This window comes from Lentzea pudingi (assembly GCF_014646255.1).
GTDB classification, from domain to species: domain Bacteria; phylum Actinomycetota; class Actinomycetes; order Mycobacteriales; family Pseudonocardiaceae; genus Lentzea; species Lentzea pudingi.
In genome coordinates this window covers 616,248-633,608 of record NZ_BMNC01000005.1, presented here as the reverse complement: position 1 = coordinate 633,608, position 17,361 = coordinate 616,248, and the positions used below count along the sequence as shown (strand labels likewise).

The following is a 17,361-nucleotide window of genomic DNA, read 5'->3' as shown; positions in this document are numbered from 1 at the left end:
ACGAACCACTCCCGGACGATTGGAACTGGATTTCCAGTCCAACTTCCGGGAGGCAGTTCACAACGGAAGCCGCCCCCTTTCGCATGTTCGGAAGATCTAGCTTCCGCCGATCCCGAGCTGGGCCACGGTGACGTTCACCGCGGTGCCCCTGGTGATCGCCGTGCCCTTGGCGATCTGCTGCGTGAGCACCTTGTCGCGCTTCGTCGGGTCGCTGTTCTGGACCTTGTCGACGTTGAAGGAACCGTTCCAGCCCAGCGCCCTGAGCTTCTGCTCGGCTGCCTGCTGGTCGAGGCCGACCAGGTCCGGCATCTCGAGCTGGTTGCCCTTCGAGACCGTCAGCGTGACCGTCGCGCCCTTGTCGACCTTGGTGTTGGCCTGCGGGTTCTGCGTGAGGACGGTGCCCTCGGGCTTGGAGCTGTCGACCGGGGTGATCTGGACCTTGAAGCCGGAACCCTCGAGGGTCTGGCGCGCATCGGCCTGGTCGTCGTTCACGACACCCGGTACGTTCACCCTGTCCGGCGCCTTGCCGAGCTGGATGCTGATCGTGCCGCCCTTCTTCAGCTTCAGCCCGACCTCGGGGTTCTGCTGCGCGACCTTGCCGGCCTTCGACGCGTCGTCGACCTCGACGGACTCGCCCTGCTGCAGCTTGAAGCCGTTGGGGTCCTTGTCCAGGATCCCCTGAGCCTCGGCGGCGGTCTTGCCCTTCAGGTCGGGCACGGTGCCCTCACCCGGAGGCGCGCCGACGGAGATGGTGACCTTCGCGCCCTTCGTGAGCTGGGTGCCCTCCGGCGGGTTCGTGCCGATCACCTTGTTGATCTGGTCGGCGTTGCACTTCGCCGCGGCACCGTTCGGACCGGGCTCGCAGGCCACGTCCTCCTGGACCGCGGAGAGACCCGCCTTGGTGATCTGCTCCCTGGCCTCGAGCGGGCTCAGACCCACGATCTGCGGGACCGAGACCTTCTGCACCGCTTCGCCGTCGTTGCCCATCACGTTCTTGGTGATCCACGCGGCGAGACCGAGGACGGCCACGCACAGGATCACCACGAGCACGATCATGATCGTCTTCTTGCGCCGCGCGCGACGTTCTTCTTCCTCGTCGGCGATCGGGTCGTAGTCGTCGTCCGGCTCCGACTTCAACGCCGCCGGGCGGTGCCTGCCGCCGGACACGACCTGCGTCCGCGCGGGACGCGCCGCCTGCTCGTTCATCACGGCGGTGCGGTCCTCGGCCGTCATCACGGCGGGCGCGGACGGGCGCTGACCCGACAGCACGCGCACCAGGTCGCCGCGCATCTCCGCGGCCGACTGGTAGCGGTTCGCCGGACCCTTCGACATCGCCTTCAGCACGATCGCGTCGAGCTGCGGCGACACCTTCGGGTTCAGCTGCGACGGAGCCTTCGGGTCCTCCCGCACGTGCTGGTACGCGACCGCGACGGGCGAGTCACCGGTGAACGGCGGCTCCCCGGTCAGCAGCTCGAACAGCACGCAGCCGGCGGCGTAGACGTCGGAACGGGCGTCGACGGACTCGCCGCGCGCCTGCTCCGGCGACAGGTACTGGGCCGTGCCGATGACGGCGGCGGTCTGGGTGACCGCGGCCTGGCCGTCGTGCAGCGCGCGGGCGATGCCGAAGTCCATCACCTTGACGGCACCGGACTTCGTGATCATCACGTTCGCGGGCTTCACGTCGCGGTGGACGATGCCGTGCCGGTGGCTGAAGTCGAGTGCGGCCGAGACGTCGGCCATGACCTCCATGGCGCGCTTGCCGGACAGCGGGCCCTGCGTCTTCACGATGTCGCGCAGCGTCCGTCCGTCGACGAACTCCATCACGATGTAGGGCAGCGGGCCGTACTCGGTCTGCGTCTCACCTGTGTCGTAGACGGCGACGATCGCCGGGTGGTTCAGAGCGGCGGAGTTCTGCGCCTCACGCCGGAAGCGTTCCTGGAACTGGGAGTCACGGGCGAGGTCGGCCCGCAGCACCTTGATCGCCACGTCTCTGCCGAGGCGGACGTCCCGCCCCTTGTGGACCTCGGACATGCCGCCGTACCCGAGAGTCTCACCCAGTTCGTAGCGGTTTGAGAGCAGTCGCGGAGTGCTCATCGGTGCTTCGTCCCGCTCCTCGTCGACGGTGTTCCGAACTCGGTTCTGGTCTTGCTCATGGCGCGCACGTCACCTTCACCTGCGAGCCGACCGGCACCTCGCCTGTGGGCGCGATGGCGGTGACCCGGCACTTCTTCAAGTCGCCCGGAGCTGTGCCCTGCGCGCTCTGCACCTTGGGCTCCAGACCGCGGTCGATCAGCTCGATGCTGACCGCGTCGCCGGAACGACCGATGTAGTCGTCCTCGTTGATCCGCATCGGCTGGCTGCCCGGTATCCGGTCGGCGGAGTCGGGCTTCGCCTGACCGTTCGCCGGAGCGTTCGGGTTCGCCGTGCTGGACGTCGTCGGCCGGCCGCCTTGCCCGGCGCCGTCGTTCTGCTTGCCGGTCAGCTTCCACAGCACGACCACGCCGACCACCAGCAGCACGGCCACCAGGAAAGCGACCATAACCCAGACCCCGCTCCGGTTTCTCCCCGGTGGTGTCGGCATGGGAGTGAACGTTCCGGTCTGATGCACCGGTTGCATGCCCGTCTGGTGCACCGGCTGCATCGGCGGGTGGGTGGCGGCGTGTCCGGGGCGGTGCGCCATCTGCAGTGGAACCGGCAGCGGCTGCGACACCTGCGGAGGAGGAGGTTGCGGCGGCGCGACCTGCTGGGGAATCGGCGGGGGCATCGTGAACCCGGACGGCGTCGGCAGCGGCTGGCCCACCCGCACGGCGCTGACGGCCGCGGCGAACTCCCCGCCGGTCCGGTAGCGCTGCCGCGGGTCCTTCACCAGAGTCGCCTCGATCAACGCCCGCGCGCCCGGCGGGACGTCCCGCGGCAACGGCGGCGCGATGTCGCGGATGTGCATCATCGCGACCGTCACCGCGTTGTCCGACAGGAACGGCCGGTGACCGGCCAAGCACTCGTAGCCACACACCGCCAACGAGTAGACGTCGCTCGCCGGTTCGGCCTCGCCGCCAAGAGCTTGCTCGGGGGCGATGTAGTGCGCGGTGCCCATCACCATGCCGGACCGCGTCACAGGTGCCGCGTCCACGGCCTTCGCGATGCCGAAGTCGGTGATCTTCACCTTCCCCGACGGCGTGACCATGATGTTCCCGGGCTTCACGTCGCGGTGCACGAGCCCGCGTTCGTGGGCCGCCTGCAACGCGTTCCCGGTCTGCTCCAGCAGGTCGAGCGTCACGTCGGCGCTCAGCCGGCCGCGGGAGATGATCGTCGCGAGCGGGTCGCCCTCGACGAGCTCCATCACCAGGTAGGCCGTGTCCTCCGGCCCGTCCGCCACGGACGCGGTCTCGCCGTAGTCGTGCACCGACGCGATGCCGGGGTGGTTGAGCGACGCGGTCATCCGCGCCTCGACGCGGAAGCGGTGCAGGAACTCGGGGTCTCCGGAGAGCTCCGCCTTGAGCACCTTCACCGCGACGCGGCGGTCGAGCCTGTCGTCCGCCGCCTCCCAGACCTCTCCCATGCCACCGACCGCTATCCGCCTGGTGAGGCGGTAGCGGTCGGCGAGGAGCTGGCCCGTGGTCAGCATCAGCGGCCTGCCAGGTACGCGTTCATCACGGCGCGCCCGATCGGTGCGGCGACCTTGCCGCCGGTGGCGCCCAGACCCCGGTCGCCACCGTCCTCCACGATGACCGCGATGGCGATCTCCGGCTTCTGCGCCGGCGCGAAGGCGATGTACCAGGCGTGCGGGTTGTTCTTCGTGACGTCGACGCCGTGCTCGGCGGTACCGGTCTTGGACGCCACCTGCACGTTCTGCAGGCGGCCCTCGCCACCGGTGTTGATCTCCGACTGGATCATCATGTCGCGCAGGGCGTTGGCGTTGGCCGTGCTCATCGCGGTCTCGACCTCGTCGGGGTCGGTCTCGTCGATCGCCTTCAGGTCCGGGCCGAGGATCTTCGACACCAGGTACGGCTGCATGCGCTTGCCGTTGTTCGCGATCGTCGCCGCGATCACCGCGTTCTCCAGCGGCGTGATCTGCACGTCGCGCTGGCCGATGCCGGTCTGGTAGAGCGCCGCGTCGTCCGGGATCGGGCCGAGCGTCGAGGTCTCGACGACCAGCGGCACCGTGAGGTCCGGGTCGTTGAAGCCGAACTTCTCGGCCTGCCGGCGCAGCTTGTTCGCGCCGAGCTGGCCCGCCATCTCGCCGAACGCCGTGTTGCACGACTTCGCGAGCGCGGTCTCCATCGACACCGTCTCGCCGGGGCCGCACGGGGTGCCGTTGAAGTTCGGCAGCGGTCGCGTGCTGCCGGGCAGCGTGATCGAACCCTTGGCGGTGTACTGCGAGTCCTTGTTCTTGCCGTCGGCGAGCGCGGCGGCCGCGACGACGACCTTCAGCGTCGAGCCGGCCGGGTAGAGGGCCTGCGTCGCGCGGTTGAGCAGCGGGTCGCCCGAGTCGTCGGCGTTGAGCTGCTTCCACGCCGCCGCCTGCTCGTTCACGTCGTGGCTCGCGAGCAGGTTCGGGTCGTAGGACGGTGTGCTCGCCATCGCGAGGATCTCACCGGTGTCCGGCTTGATCGCGACGACCGAGCCGGTGAAGCCCTTCGCCGTCAGCTGGTCGTACGCGGTCTGCTGCACCTTGGCGTCCAGGGTGAGCTGCACGTTGCCGCCGACCGGGTCACGACCGGTGATCAACGCGGAGACGCGGCGCGCGAACAGCCTGTCGTCCGAGCCGTTGAGCAGGTCGTTCTCGGCGCGCTCCATGCCGGAGGTGCCGTAGGTGACCGACAGGTACCCGGTGACGGGCGCGTAGGCCTTCCCCGCGCCGTAGGTGCGCAGGAACCGAAGACGGTCGCTCGTCTCCTTGACGTCCGCGATCACCGTGCCGTCGGCGACCGTGATCAGACCGCGCTTGCGGGCGTACTCGTCGAGCAGCACCCGGCGGTTGTAGGCGTTCTTGCGCCACTCGTCGGCGTTGATCACCTGCACCCACGTGGCGTTGCCCAGCAGGAGCAGAATCATCACCATCATGGCCATGCCGACGCGGCGGAGCGGTGTGTTCATTTGGGACGCTCCACCATCACAGTGTGCTGGTCGGCGATAGCCGGTTGTTGCGGTTTCGGCTTCGCGATCCGCTGCGGGGCCCGCGCCGCCGCAGAAATTCGCAGTAGCAACGCGACCAGGATGTAGTTCGCGAGAAGCGACGAACCGCCGTAGGACAGGAACGGCGCGGTGATGCCCGTCATCGGGATCAGCTTGGTGATACCGCCGACGACGATGAACACCTGGAAGCAGACCGCGAACGCGAGACCGCCGCCCAGCAGCTTGCCGAAGCTGTCGCGCACGGAGATCGCCCCGCGCAGGCCGCGCAAGGCGAAGATCATGTAGACCAGCAGCAGCGCCGCGAAGCCGATGAACCCGAGCTCCTCGCCGATGACGGCGGTGATGAAGTCGGTGTTGGACTCGGGGATCATCTCCGGCCGGCCGGCGCCGAGACCGGCACCGCCGATGCCGCCGGTCGCGAGAGCGAACAGCGACTGCGAGATCTGGTACCCGCCACCAACCACGTCGTAGCGCGCGATCGGGTCCTGCCAGTTCGCGACGCGCTGCTGCACGTGCGTGAACAGCTTCCACGCGATGATCGCGCCGCCGGAGAACAGGCCGAGACCGAGCACGACCCACGCCGCGCGTTCGGTGGCGATGTAGAGCAGCACGAGCACGATGCCGAAGAACAGCAGCGAGGAACCGAGGTCCTTCTGCAGCACCATGACCGCGACCGTGACGCCCCAGGCCGCGAACAGCGGGCCGAGGTCACGTGCGCGCGGCAGGTCCATACCCAGAAAACGGCGCCCGGCCACGGTGAAGAGGTCACGTTTCGACACCAGGAACGCGGCGAAGAAGACCATCAGCAGGATCTTGGCGAACTCACCGGGCTGGATCGACAGCGGTCCGATGCGCAGCCAGATCTTCGCGCCGTTGATCGTCGGTGCGATGAAGCCGGGCAGCACACCGGGCAGCAGCAGGGCGACCAGTCCGACGAGGCCGAACGTGTAGCCGAAGCGCGCGAGCATCCGGTGGTCCGGCAGGAACTTCAACGTCGCCGCGAACAGCAGCAACCCGATGCCGGTCCAGATGACCTGCTTGAACGCCACCGGGTCCCATGTCGAGCCGTCAGGGAAGACGGTGCCCTCGAGCGCCAGGTCGATCCGGTGGATGACCACCAGTCCGAGTCCGTTGAGCAGCGCGACGCACGGCAGGATCGCCGGGTCGGCGTACGGCGCCCACCTGCGCACGGCGAGGTGGGCACATGCGAAGAGCCCGAGGTACGCGAGACCGAGGTAGAGGATCCTCAGGCTCAGCGAGCGCTCCTGGTTCAGCTCGACCAGGATCAGTGCCAGCGTCACGAGACCGGCGGCGAAGGACAGCATCACCAGTTCGGTGCCACGTCGAGTCGGCGCCTTCAACCCTGGCGACGTGCTCGTCGCCACCGACGCTGAGCCTTCCCCGGCGGGGGCGGGCGAGCCCATCAACTACGGACCCTCCCGGCATTCCACACCCGGCTTCTGCTGGGAGGGGGTGAGCGAAGGCTCCGTGGAGCCGGTCTCCGGCGAACCGTTCGCGGGCGGCGTGGTGGTCGTCGTCGTACCGCCGGGCGAGCTGGACGGAGTCGTGGGCGTCGTGGGCGTGGTGCTGGTGCTCGACGTCGACGAGGTGTCCTTGCACAGCGGGAGCATGTGCTCGGTGCGCAGCAACCGGACCGCGGCGCGGGCGCCGTCGAGGCCGTTGTCGCTGCGGATGCCCGCGGTGATGGTCTTCCGGCCGGCTTCCTGCAGGTCCTTCAGCGTGATCGGGGTGCAGCCCGTGGATCCGGGCGGGCACGAGTCCTCGACCTTGGACGACAGCTTGAAGCCGAGCACCGTGCCGTTCAGGCCGCGGAAGATCGAGACCTGGCCGTCCTCGGTGGCGCCGACGTAGTACTGGGTGTTGAGCCACAGCTTGCCGCCGACCGCCACGACACCCGTCAGCAGGAGCAGCACGAAGATGATCGCGAACGCCTTGATGGCGTTGCGCTTCTTGCGCTTCGGGTCCGGCGGGGGAGGAGGCGGCGCGTCCATGCGCTGCGGCATGGGCGGGCGCTGCTGCGTGAGCGTCGCGGCCCGGGAGGCAGCGGAGTCCGGCGGAGTGTTGTGCTCCTCGCTGCCGTCACCCGCCGCGCCGCCGACGATCGGGTAGTCGTCGCCGAAGTCGACGTCCTCGACGTCCGCCACGATCACCGTGACGTTGTCGGGACCGCCGCCCTTGAGCGCGAGCTCGATCATCCGGTCGGAGCAGGCCTGCGGGTCGGGGATGCGGATCGCCTCGTCGAGCGTCTCCAGGCTCACGACTCCGGACAGACCGTCCGAGCAGAGCAGGAACCGGTCGCCGGCGCGCGCCTCGCGCACCGTGAGACTGGGCTCGAAGTCGTGGCCGGTCAGAGCACGCAGCAGCAACGAGCGCTGCGGGTGCGTGGCGGCCTCGTCCGGGGTGATCCGGCCCTCGTCGATCAACGACTGGACGAACGTGTCGTCGTGCGTGATCTGCGCGAAGGACCCCTCCCTCAGGAGGTATGCGCGCGAGTCGCCGATGTGCACGAGTCCGAGCCGGTTGCCCGCGAACAGGATGGCCGTGAGCGTGGTGCCCATGCCCTCCAGGTCCGGGTCGCTCGTCACGAGCTCGGAGATGGCGCCGTTGCCACTCGCGACCGCGTCGCGCAGCTTGCCGAGGAGGTCGTCGCCGGGCTCGTCGTCGTCGACGTGGGCCAGCGAGGCGATGACCACCTTGCTCGCGACTTCACCGGCGGCGTGGCCACCCATGCCGTCGGCTACTGCGAGCAGGCGGGGACCCGCGTACACGGAGTCCTGGTTGTTGGCGCGAACCAGGCCCCTGTCGCTGCGGGCCGCGTATCGAAGTACCAAGGTCATGAGCGCAGCTCGATCACCGTTTTGCCAATGCGGATCGGGGTGCCGAGAGGTACGCGCAGAGGTGCGGTGACCTTGGCTCGGTCCAGGTAGGTGCCGTTCGTGGAGCCGAGGTCCTCCACGTACCAGTCGGTACCGCGCATGGACAGCCGCGCGTGCCTGGTCGACGCGAAGTCGTCGTCCAGCACGAGAGTGGAGTCGTCAGCGCGGCCGATCAGGATCGGCCTGCCGTCGAGTGAGATGCGGGTGCCCGTGAGCGCCCCGTGGGTGACCACGAGTTGCCGAGGCGCCTTGCTTCCCCTCGCCGACTTCTCGGACCTCCGGAATCCGGGCAGTCCTGACGCCCGGAGCCCTGAGGCTGCGTACAGATCAGAGCGGACCACACGTAGGGCGGCCAGCACAAAGAGCCAGAGGAGGACGAGAAAGCCCGCTCTGGTCAGCTGCATCACCAGCTCTTGCACCGGTTGTAACCGCTCCTGCCTTGAGTTGCATACCGACGCCCGTACCGACCTAGCCCGCGGTGCGGTAGACCAGTGACGAGTGGCCGATGCGGACGACGTCGCCCTCCGCGAGCTGCCAAGTCTGCACTGGTGTGCCGTTCACCGTCGTGCCGTTGGTCGAACCGAGATCAGCGAGCATCGCATTCTGCCCGTCCCAGGAGATTTCCAGGTGGCGCCTGGAGACTCCAGTGTCCGGGAGGCGGAAGTCGGCTTCCTGCCCACGTCCTACGACGTTTCCACCCTGCTTCAGGTTGTACGTCCGGTTGGATCCGTCGTCGAGGTGCAGCGTCGCGTTGAGCTGACGGTTCGCGCCCTGGGTGGCCGGCGGGGCGTATCCGCCCTGGTTGTAGCCCTGGTCGTAGCCGCCTTGCTGGCCGTAACCCGGCTGCTGCCCGTAGCCCTGGTCGTAGCCTCCGGCCTGCTGCTGGCCGTAACCCTGGTCGTAGCCGCCGCCCTGCTGGCCGCCGCCGTAACCCTGGTCGTAGCCCTGCTGGCCGTAGCCCTGCTGCTGGCCGTAACCCTGGTCCTGGCCGTAGCCCTGCTGCTGGCCGCCGCCGTAACCCTGGTCGTAGCCCTGCTGCTGGCCGTAACCCTGGTCGTAGCCGCCGCCCTGCTGGCCGCCGCCGTAGCCCTGGTCGTAGCCCTGCTGGCCATAGCCCTGCTGCTGGCCGTAGCCCTGGTCCTGTCCTTGCTGGCCGTAACCCTGCTGCTGGCCATAACCCTGCTGGTCATAGCCCTGCTGCTGCTGGTCGTAGCCCTGCTGGCCGTAGCCGCCCTGACCATAAGGGTCCTGGCCGGGCTGGCCCTGTCCTTGTCCGTAGCCGGGTGGCTGGCTCATGGATCGGTCTCCTGCGGTGCGAGGTGGTGCTGACCGTCGGCTGGCCGCTTTCACGTCGGGGTCGACGGACGAGCTGGTTCGGAACTGTCCGGTGTGCAGCGCCTCGGAGCGCTCCAGGGAGACTACGACGTCACCATAGGTATCCCATCCGGACTCGGCCAGGTGCTCTCGCAGGCCCTCTGCGAGAAGCTGTGTGATGCGTAGTTCATCCTGCTCGTCGCCCGCAAGACGTTCGTGGTCCTGAGGCCCGAGCAGCACCTTGTAGTGGTTGGGGGCTAGCAGTCTGCCACCCGCGAGTTCGCGGATGTTGCTGTCACCCTCCCGGTGCAGTGCCTGTGCCACCTCTTGGGGCACGACGCTGCCGCCGAACACGCGCGCGAAAGTGTTGCCGACGAGACCTTCCAGCTTGCGCTCGAAGCGTTGCAGGCCCATGTCGACTCCCTCCACTCGTCCCGCACGGCCGGGCTCCTGCACCGATCGTATCCGGGTGCGACCAGGCCTACAGGGGGCGATTAGGAACCTGGTTTGGACGCGTGCTAGTGTTTCCAACGTCTCCAGGGGCAAGTGGCGGAATGGCAGACGCGCACGGTTCAGGTCCGTGTGTCCGAAAGGACGTGGGGGTTCAACTCCCCCCTTGCCCATCGAAAGACAGAGAGAACCCCTCTCGCGAATATCGCGAGGGGGGTTCTTTCGTTGATCGGCAGTATCGGATTCCTTGATCCAACAGGTGACGTCTGTCACTCGTTCGGGGGGCACCATGTGGGCGATAGCCGCAGCCGACTTCGGTGCGGAACTCGAACTCGTCGAGGTTCCCCGGCCCGCGCCCGAGCCTGGTCAGCTCCTCGTCCGGCTGTTCGCGGCCAGCGTGAACCCGTTCGACCGCAAAGTCGTGAACGGGATGCTCCGCGGTTCCACGCCGCACCGGTTCCCCCTCGTTCCGGGAACGGATGGTGCGGGTGAGGTGGAAGGTTCAGGGGAGAGGATTTTCGGCACCTTCTTCCACCGTCCCGTCGGCGGCGGAACATACGCCGAGTACGTCACAGTTCCGGCCGAGAACGCGTTGGCCCCGTTGCCGGAAGACCTCGATCCCGCCGTTGCCGCCGCATTGCCGACCGCGGGTATGACCGCATTGCAGTTGGTCGAGTCGCTCGGCACCGCGCAATCCGTGCTGATCGTCGGCGCCACGGGTGGCGTCGGGTCGTTCGCGGTCCAGATCGCGCGTGCGGCCGGCAAGCGGGTCGTCCCGATCGGCCGCGGCGACTCCCTCGTCGAGGCCGACGCGCTCATCGACCTCGTGAGCGCCGACCGTTCGTCGTTCGAGGCGAACGCGCGCTATGCGCCGCTGGCCTTCAACACCAACTACGTTTCCGCTGATCCCGCGCAGAACTTCGGCATGAAGGGTTCACGGGAAGCACTGGAGCGACTGGCGTCCCTGGTGCGGGCGGGTGACCTGGAGGTACCGATCGCCCGGCGCGTGCCGTTGCGCGAGGCTGCCGACGTTTTCGCAGGTCACGGGCCCGGCAAAACCGTGATCATCATGTAGGTGGTCGTTCTGGCGCGGTGAGCGGTCGGCGAGCGGTGACCGGTACCGCTGACCGGCTTTTTGCCGCCACGCCTGGCGCACCCACTTTGAGCAGCTCTTTTGGTGCGTCCATCCGGATTAACGTCACCCAGACGGCAGCATCGTAGGACCGAACTCCCCTCGCCACTCCTCGACCGGTCACCGACCGGTCGGCGCCGTCGATCGCAGGGGGTCCTGTGACCTGGGGGCGGGCCGCGCGCTTCCTGCTAATTCTTATCCAGAGCACGAGTCGAAACGCGGCGGATCTCCCGCCGCGGGTGACGAGGAGGCACTGGCGTGAGCAGCACCCCAGCAAGGATCGCGGCACTCGACAGCTCGAACGGTCTGTCGACGACCCCGGTCCCGGTTCCGGAACTGCCCGCGTCCGTCGAGGAGTTGGCAGCCGCTGCGGCGATCCGCCTCGGCTGGCACGGCGTGGTTCTCCCCGAAATGGTCCTGATGGGCCGCAAGGTCGTCGTCGTGGCCGAACTCCTGGCCGACGCCCACGCCGAGCGCGTGTGCGTGGGTGCGGGCCCCGAGGCCGACAAGACCACCGTCTCCACGTGGGTGTGGCCGGAGATGGAAGGCCGCGTGCCGCCGGCCGCCGTTCGCATCGTCGGTGTCCTGGCCGTCGCCCGTCACTGGCGGACCGCGCTGGCCTCCGCGGTGCCCTTCGCCCGCTACGGCAACGCCGCAGTCGTTCTGCCCGAGTCGGTCGCTTTTTCGCACGACTACCTCGCGAACTGCCTGCCGCGCGTCCGCCGGTACGGGGTGTCGGTTCTGCTGGCCGACGACGAGAAGGACCTGTCGGTCGACGTGTCCGGCCGTTCCGAGAACGTCCCCTCCGAGGACACCGCCATCACGCGCTGGGTCAACGAGCTCGTCTACGAGCAGGTGCTCGCCACCGCTTCCTGATCTACGGTCGGACCTATGCGAGTAGTCATAGCCGGCGGACACGGGCAGATCGCGCTGCTTCTCGAGCAGCTGCTGGCCACCCGTGGAGACGCCGCCACCGCGCTGGTCCGCAATCCCGATCATTTTGGTGACGTGCGAGGAGCCGGAGCCGTTCCGGTGTTGTGCGACCTGGAGTCCGCGGAACTGGACTCGGTCGCCGCTTATTTGAACGGTGCTGATGCGGCTGTGTTCGCCGCTGGGGCTGGTGCTGGGTCTGGTGCCGCCCGGAAGGACACCGTGGATTACGGGGCCGCTGCGCTCTTCGCTTCTGCTGCTGTTGAGGCTGGGGTGCGGCGGTTTGTCCAGGTTTCTTCTGTTGGGATCGAGGATGCTGACTCGCCTGATGTGGATGCCTCGTTTGCGGTGTACCTCAAGGCGAAAAAGCTGGCCGAAGAGGACCTGAAGTCGCGTGATCTCGACTGGACGATCCTGCGGCCGGGGGCGTTGGTGAACGACGCGGGTACGGGTCTTGTCACCTTGGGTGCGCCGCGTCTGCCTCGTTCATCGGTTACGCGTGCGGATGTTGCCGCCGTGTTGGCTGAACTCCTTGGCGCTCGCAACACTTTTGGGAAGACGGTTGAGCTGGTGAACGGGGAGACGCCTGTTGCTGAGGCGGTTCGCGGCGTTCTCTGAGGTTGCCGTTGCGGGCGGCCTGTTCCTGTTGCGTGCTTCCCCTGGGGCTCTGCCCCAGACCCCGGCAATCTGAGATGGGGGCCAGCGCCAGGCCGTAGGTAGATGGCACGCCTGTTGCGTTGGGCGGCTGCCGGTTGCGTAGCTGGGGTGCGTCGGCGGTGGGGTCCCATCACGAGCCGAGCCAAGAGCGGGCCACATGCAGGTAGGGGTGTCAACTCGACGAAAAGCGTGTCGAGTTGACACCCCTACCTGCATGCAGCAAGAGCTATGGCGCGACTCGTGATGGGACCCCACCGCCCAGTGCGCTTGCTAAAGACGGCTCGCCTGCGGCATCGCGTGCGATCAGGCGCCGAGCACACGGTCCAGGTACGGGTTCGTGAACGTTCTGCCGGGGTCTACCTCATCCCGCACCCGTAGGAAGTCGTCGAAGTGCGGGTACAGCGGGCGGAGTTCCGTTGCGGTCAGGTTGTGCATCTTGCCCCAGTGGGGGCGGCCGCCTACTGACGCGGCGATGCTGGCGTAGGCGTCGAAGAAAGCCTTGTACTGCATGCCCAGGGCCTGGTGCATTGAGATGTATGCGGTGTCTCGGCCGTTGGCCGTGGACAGCCAGATGTCGTCTGCCTGGGCTACGCGCACCTCGCAGGGGACGATCAGGTGGTCGCGCTCTCCCAGCTTGTTTGCGACGGTGCGGAGTTCTCGTAGGACGTCCATCAAGGTCTCGCGGGGGATCGAGAACTCGGTTTCCACGAAGCGGACTCGTCTTGGGGTTACGAAGACGTTGTGCGAGTAGTCCGAATAGGACCGTTCTGAGATCAGGGAGCCGCAGAGTTCGTTGAGGCGCTTGGTGTGGCGGGGGAAGGTCTTCGCCACCTTGGTGACGGCGCCGAAGGCGGCGTTCTCCATCACCTCGTACTCCCAGGTCTGGCGGAGCTTCGAGAGTGGGCGTGCTGGGGTGGTGATCCTGTTGTTGCGCTTGAGGATCACGCGGTCCGAGTGGGTGAACCAGTGGAACTCGACGTGGTCTTCTACGGCGCAGAGGTCGTCGAACTGTTCCATCACCGCGTCCAGGCGGCCTGGGGATTCTTGGGCCTGCAGGACGAAGGACGGGACGCACTGGAGGGTCAGGGTGCTGATGATGCCCAGGGCGCCCAGGCCTACTCGTGCTGCGTTGAAGAGGTCTGGGTTCTCGGTTCGGGAGGCGGTCACGACCGAGCCGTCGGCCAGGACCAGTTCCAGGGAGGCGATTGCTGTGGCCAGTACGCCCAGTTTGCCGCCTGTGCCGTGGGTTGAGGTGGAGACGGCTCCGGCGACTGTTTGGGCGTCGATGTCGCCCAGGTTCGGCATTGCCAGGCCCAGGCGGTGGAGGTCTGCGTTGAAGGTGCGCAGGGGAGTGCCGGAGCGGACGGTGACGAGGCCGGTTTCTGCGTCCGCGCGTACTATTCCGGTCCATCGGTCCAGGTCCAGCGCTGTTTCCGGGGTCACCGCGATGTCGTTGAACGAGTGGCCGCTGCCTCGTGGGCGGACTCGGCCGCCTGCTAGGACTGCTTCGGCGATCTCGTCTGTGCTGGACGGGTGGACTACGCGCGTCGGCGTGCACGAAGCCGTTTTAGCCCAGTTCGTCCACACGCGAACCTCCACGAGAGAGTGTGACCTGCGAGTAACGTAAGTGAAAGCTCTTCACGTTTCAAGGGTTCAGGACGTACCGTCAGGGCATGCGCCGAAATCGACTCGATGCCGCGACGAAGGATCTGGATCCTCCGTTCGCGATCGTCGACCTGGATGCCTTCGACCACAACGCGGCGGACCTCGCCCGTCGCGCTGCCGGTCATCCGATCCGGGTCGCGAGCAAGTCGGTCCGGGTGCGGGAGCTGGTGTGCCGGGCGCTCGAACGGCCTGGGTACGCCGGGGTCATGTGCTACTCGTTGGCTGAGGCGTTGTGGTTGTCGGAGCAGAACGTCAGCGACGATCTGCTGGTCGCGTATCCGACTGCTGACCGGGCCTCGTTGCAGAAGCTCGCGGCCAACGAGACCGCGCGGCAGCGGGTCACGATCATGGTCGACTCCGTTGAGCACCTCGACTTCGTGGACGCGGCGATCGGGCCGCACGCCGACATCCGGGTGTGTCTGGAGCTGGACGTCTCGTGGCGGCCGTTGCCCGGTGTCCACATCGGTCCGCGCCGTTCGTCTGTCCACACGCCGGCGCAGGCGCAGGCTCTTGCGGCGAAGATCGTGCGGCGCACCGGGTTCACGCTCGTCGGGGTCATGGCTTACGAGGGGCAGATCGCGGGGCTGGGGGACAACCCGCCGGGGCAGCCGTTGCGCGCGCTCGGGATCCGGTTCATCCAGTCCAGGTCCGGGCCCGAGCTGGTGCAGCGGCGGGCGGCTGTCGTCGGGGCCGTTCGGCAGGTCGCCGAGCTGGAGTTCGTCAACGGTGGTGGCACCGGGAGCCTGGAGCTGACCGGGTCCGACCCGTCCGTCACCGAGCTCGCGGCGGGGTCCGGGCTCTTCGGGCCGACGCTGTTCGACGCCTACCAGGCGTTCACGCCGGAGCCGGCCGCGCTGTTCGCGTTGTCGGTGGTGCGCAAGCCGACCAAGCGGGTGGCCACGCTCTTCGCCGGCGGGTACATCGCGTCCGGGACGCCCACGCCCGACCGCCAGCCGTCGCCGTACCTGCCGGCCGGGCTGAAGACGCTCGGGTTCGAGGGCGCGGGCGAAGTGCAGACGCCGGTCACCGGCAAGGCGGCGGAGCAGCTGCGGATCGGTGACCGCGTCTGGATGCGGCACGCCAAGGCCGGCGAGTTGTTCGAGCGGTTCGATGAGGTGCACCTGGTGCACGGTGATCGGATCGAGCGCACCGTGCCCACGTACCGCGGCGAGCGCCGCAACTTCGGCTAGGACAGGGGCTAGACGGGCAGCCGCGACGACAGGTAGCCCCTGACCAGTGCCCTTGCCTCGACCAGGATCGGCTGGTCGCCCGTCGGGTTCTTGCGGAACGCCATCTTCATGACGGCGTCCGCGGCCTCGACGGCGATCGCGATCGGCAGTCGGACCTCGTCCATCGGGATGCCGAACTTGCCGGAGATCAGCTCCGAGATCTTGTCGGAGATGACGTCGTTGTTGTCGCGGCGGTCGTCGAGCAGCCGCATGTCCACGACGTCACCGAAGTGGAGCTTCCCGAACGCGGGGATCTCGCGGTGCATCGTCACGTAGACGTCGAACACCGTGTCCACGGCGTCCCACCAGTGCTCGAGTGTCGCCTGCTCGAGCCGTTCGGTGATGCCCTGGGAGAACTTGTCGACGTTGCGCAGCGTCAGTGCCTGCACGACGGCTCTCTTGTCGGGGAAGAACTGGTAGAGCGAACCGACCGCCACACCCGCTCTTTCCGCGATCAACGTCGTGGTGACGCCGTCGTAGCCCACCTCGTCGATCAGGGTGGCGCAGGCCTCGAGCATGCGCTCGACTCTCTTGGCGCTGCGCTGCTGGACGGGCTGACGGCGAAGCGGGGTGGTGCTCGTCACGGCGACTCCCAGTAGTTCGGGTACTTCACATCTTGCCTGTTGTACGGCTCTTTCACTTCCCTGAACCTGTCAACACGCCTACGATCCGAACAAGTTTCACATTTGGAGGATCGATGAGCGACTTCCTCTGGGGAGTGTCGACGTCCGCGTTCCAGATCGAGGGCGCGTTCGACACAGGCGGCCGGGGTCCCTCCGTGTGGGACGAGTTCACTCCGGTACACGAGAACCAGAACGCTTCCGTTGCGTGCGACCACTACCACCGGTGGCGTGAGGACGTTGCGCTCATGACGCAGCTCGGCGTGAACGCGTACCGGTTCTCGATCGCGTGGCCGCGCATCCAGCCGTCCGGCAAGGGACCTGTCAACGCCGAGGGCCTCGACTTCTACGACCGCCTCGTCGACGCGCTCGTCGACGTCGGTATCGCCCCCGTGGTGACGTTGTACCACTGGGACACCCCGCTGCAACTGGAGGCGGAGGGCGGCTGGCTGGGCCGGGACATCGCCGACCGGTTCGCCGACTACACGGCACTGGTCGCGGACCGGCTCGCCGACCGCGTGAAGCTGTGGATCCCGATCAACGAACCGGCGATGGTGACGTTGCAGGGCTACGCGATCGGTGAGCACGCTCCCGGCAAGACGCTGCTCTTCGACGCGTTGCCCACCGCCCACCACCTGAACCTCGCTCACGGCCGCGCGGTCGAAGTGCTCCGTTCCCACAACGCGCAAGCGGTTGGCACGGCCAACAACCACACTCCCGCGTGGCCGGTCGGGCCGGACGACGTAGCAGCTGCCGAGGCGTACAGCGAAATCCACAACTGGATCTACGCGGACCCCATGCTGTCGGGCCGATATCCCGACGCAGTCGCCGATCTCCTGCCCATCGCCGACGGTGACCTGGCCACGATCCACCAGCCGCTCGACTTCTACGGCGTGAACTACTACAACCCGACGCGGCTCAAAGCGCCGTCCGAGGGCAACCCGCTGCCGTTCGAGCTCGCGGAGATCGACGAGTACGAGCGCACCGGGTTCGGCTGGCCGATCGTGCCGGCCGGGCTCACCGAGATGATCACGACGTTGCGCGAGCGGCACCCCGACCTGCCGCCGGTCCACGTCACCGAGAGCGGCTGCAGCTTCCCCGACGGGCTGCACGACGCCGATCGGATCGCCTACCTCGACGGACACCTCAAGGCGGCCCAGGCGGCCGACGTCTCCGGGTACTTCGTGTGGTCGCTGCTCGACAACTTCGAGTGGGAGTCCGGATATTCGCAGCGGTTCGGCCTCGTCCAGGTCGACTTCGAGACGCAGGTCCGCACGCCGCGCGACTCGTTCCACTGGTACAGAAAGGTGATCAGTGGTGAGTGAGGCGCT

Annotated in this window: 14 protein-coding genes and 1 tRNA gene; 6 read left to right on the top strand and 9 right to left on the bottom strand. The window is 67.7% G+C overall.

Annotation, left to right across the window (positions count from 1 at the left end; genetic code table 11):
* Nucleotides 1-96: 96 nt before the first annotated feature.
* The 7 genes from pknB to IEY88_RS21875 are packed head-to-tail and all read right to left on the bottom strand — an operon-like array spanning nucleotide 97 to nucleotide 9,761.
* On the bottom strand, nucleotides 97-2,094 hold the full coding sequence (gene pknB / locus IEY88_RS21905; protein ID WP_189156619.1) for a Stk1 family PASTA domain-containing Ser/Thr kinase: 1,998 nt from the start codon (nucleotides 2,092-2,094) through the stop codon (nucleotides 97-99).
* 55 nt (nucleotides 2,095-2,149) lie between these two features.
* Nucleotides 2,150-3,625 (bottom strand): serine/threonine-protein kinase, encoded by a 1,476-nt coding sequence (locus tag IEY88_RS21900; RefSeq protein WP_189156618.1) that lies wholly within the window; start codon nucleotides 3,623-3,625, stop codon nucleotides 2,150-2,152.
* On the bottom strand, nucleotides 3,625-5,097 hold the full coding sequence (locus IEY88_RS21895) for a peptidoglycan D,D-transpeptidase FtsI family protein (protein WP_189156617.1): 1,473 nt from the start codon (nucleotides 5,095-5,097) through the stop codon (nucleotides 3,625-3,627). Before IEY88_RS21895 ends, IEY88_RS21900 begins: the two co-directional genes overlap by 1 nt.
* Nucleotides 5,094-6,560 (bottom strand): FtsW/RodA/SpoVE family cell cycle protein, encoded by a 1,467-nt coding sequence (locus IEY88_RS21890; RefSeq protein WP_189156616.1) that lies wholly within the window; start codon nucleotides 6,558-6,560, stop codon nucleotides 5,094-5,096. The genes IEY88_RS21895 and IEY88_RS21890 overlap by 4 nt, the downstream gene beginning before the upstream one ends.
* A 3-nt stretch (nucleotides 6,561-6,563) precedes the next feature.
* Nucleotides 6,564-7,994, bottom strand: a complete 1,431-nt coding sequence (locus IEY88_RS21885) for a PP2C family protein-serine/threonine phosphatase (RefSeq protein WP_189156615.1) — start codon at nucleotides 7,992-7,994, stop codon at nucleotides 6,564-6,566.
* Nucleotides 7,991-8,452 (bottom strand): FHA domain-containing protein FhaB/FipA, encoded by a 462-nt coding sequence (locus IEY88_RS21880; protein ID WP_030480247.1) that lies wholly within the window; start codon nucleotides 8,450-8,452, stop codon nucleotides 7,991-7,993. The genes IEY88_RS21885 and IEY88_RS21880 overlap by 4 nt, the downstream gene beginning before the upstream one ends.
* Nucleotides 8,453-8,501: 49 nt before the next feature.
* The gene (locus IEY88_RS21875) at nucleotides 8,502-9,761 is read right to left on the bottom strand and encodes an FHA domain-containing protein (protein ID WP_189156614.1); all 1,260 of its coding nucleotides are present in this window, start codon (nucleotides 9,759-9,761) and stop codon (nucleotides 8,502-8,504) included.
* Between the two features lie 126 nt (nucleotides 9,762-9,887).
* Between IEY88_RS21875 and IEY88_RS21870 the strand changes: the two genes are divergently transcribed.
* From IEY88_RS21870 to IEY88_RS21855, 4 genes are all read left to right on the top strand, one after another.
* Nucleotides 9,888-9,970 (top strand) — tRNA-Leu (locus IEY88_RS21870).
* Nucleotides 9,971-10,086: 116 nt separating this feature from the next.
* The gene (locus tag IEY88_RS21865) at nucleotides 10,087-10,872 is read left to right on the top strand and encodes an NADP-dependent oxidoreductase (RefSeq protein ID WP_189156613.1); all 786 of its coding nucleotides are present in this window, start codon (nucleotides 10,087-10,089) and stop codon (nucleotides 10,870-10,872) included.
* Between the two features lie 315 nt (nucleotides 10,873-11,187).
* The gene (locus IEY88_RS21860; protein ID WP_189156612.1) at nucleotides 11,188-11,805 is read left to right on the top strand and encodes a hypothetical protein; all 618 of its coding nucleotides are present in this window, start codon (nucleotides 11,188-11,190) and stop codon (nucleotides 11,803-11,805) included.
* Nucleotides 11,806-11,820: 15 nt separating this feature from the next.
* Nucleotides 11,821-12,477: an NAD(P)H-binding protein gene (locus IEY88_RS21855; RefSeq protein ID WP_189156611.1), complete on the top strand. Its 657-nt coding sequence runs from the start codon at nucleotides 11,821-11,823 to the stop codon at nucleotides 12,475-12,477.
* A 342-nt stretch (nucleotides 12,478-12,819) separates the two neighbouring features.
* Here the strand turns inward: IEY88_RS21855 and IEY88_RS21850 are convergent, their stop codons facing one another.
* Nucleotides 12,820-14,115, bottom strand: coding sequence for a D-arabinono-1,4-lactone oxidase (locus tag IEY88_RS21850; RefSeq protein WP_189156610.1), 1,296 nt, complete (start codon nucleotides 14,113-14,115; stop codon nucleotides 12,820-12,822).
* Between the two features lie 74 nt (nucleotides 14,116-14,189).
* On the opposite strand from IEY88_RS21850, the gene IEY88_RS21845 reads away from it, so the two are divergent.
* Nucleotides 14,190-15,371 (top strand): amino acid deaminase/aldolase, encoded by a 1,182-nt coding sequence (locus tag IEY88_RS21845; RefSeq protein ID WP_189156609.1) that lies wholly within the window; start codon nucleotides 14,190-14,192, stop codon nucleotides 15,369-15,371.
* Between the two features lie 8 nt (nucleotides 15,372-15,379).
* On the opposite strand, the gene IEY88_RS21840 is transcribed toward IEY88_RS21845, so the two are convergent.
* Complete coding sequence (locus IEY88_RS21840) at nucleotides 15,380-15,994, bottom strand: TetR/AcrR family transcriptional regulator (protein WP_229693614.1); 615 nt, start codon at nucleotides 15,992-15,994, stop codon at nucleotides 15,380-15,382.
* A 113-nt stretch (nucleotides 15,995-16,107) separates the two neighbouring features.
* Between IEY88_RS21840 and IEY88_RS21835 the strand changes: the two genes are divergently transcribed.
* Entirely contained in the window at nucleotides 16,108-17,355 is a 1,248-nt protein-coding gene (locus IEY88_RS21835) for a GH1 family beta-glucosidase (protein WP_189156608.1), read from the top strand.
* Nucleotides 17,356-17,361 lie beyond the last annotated feature (6 nt).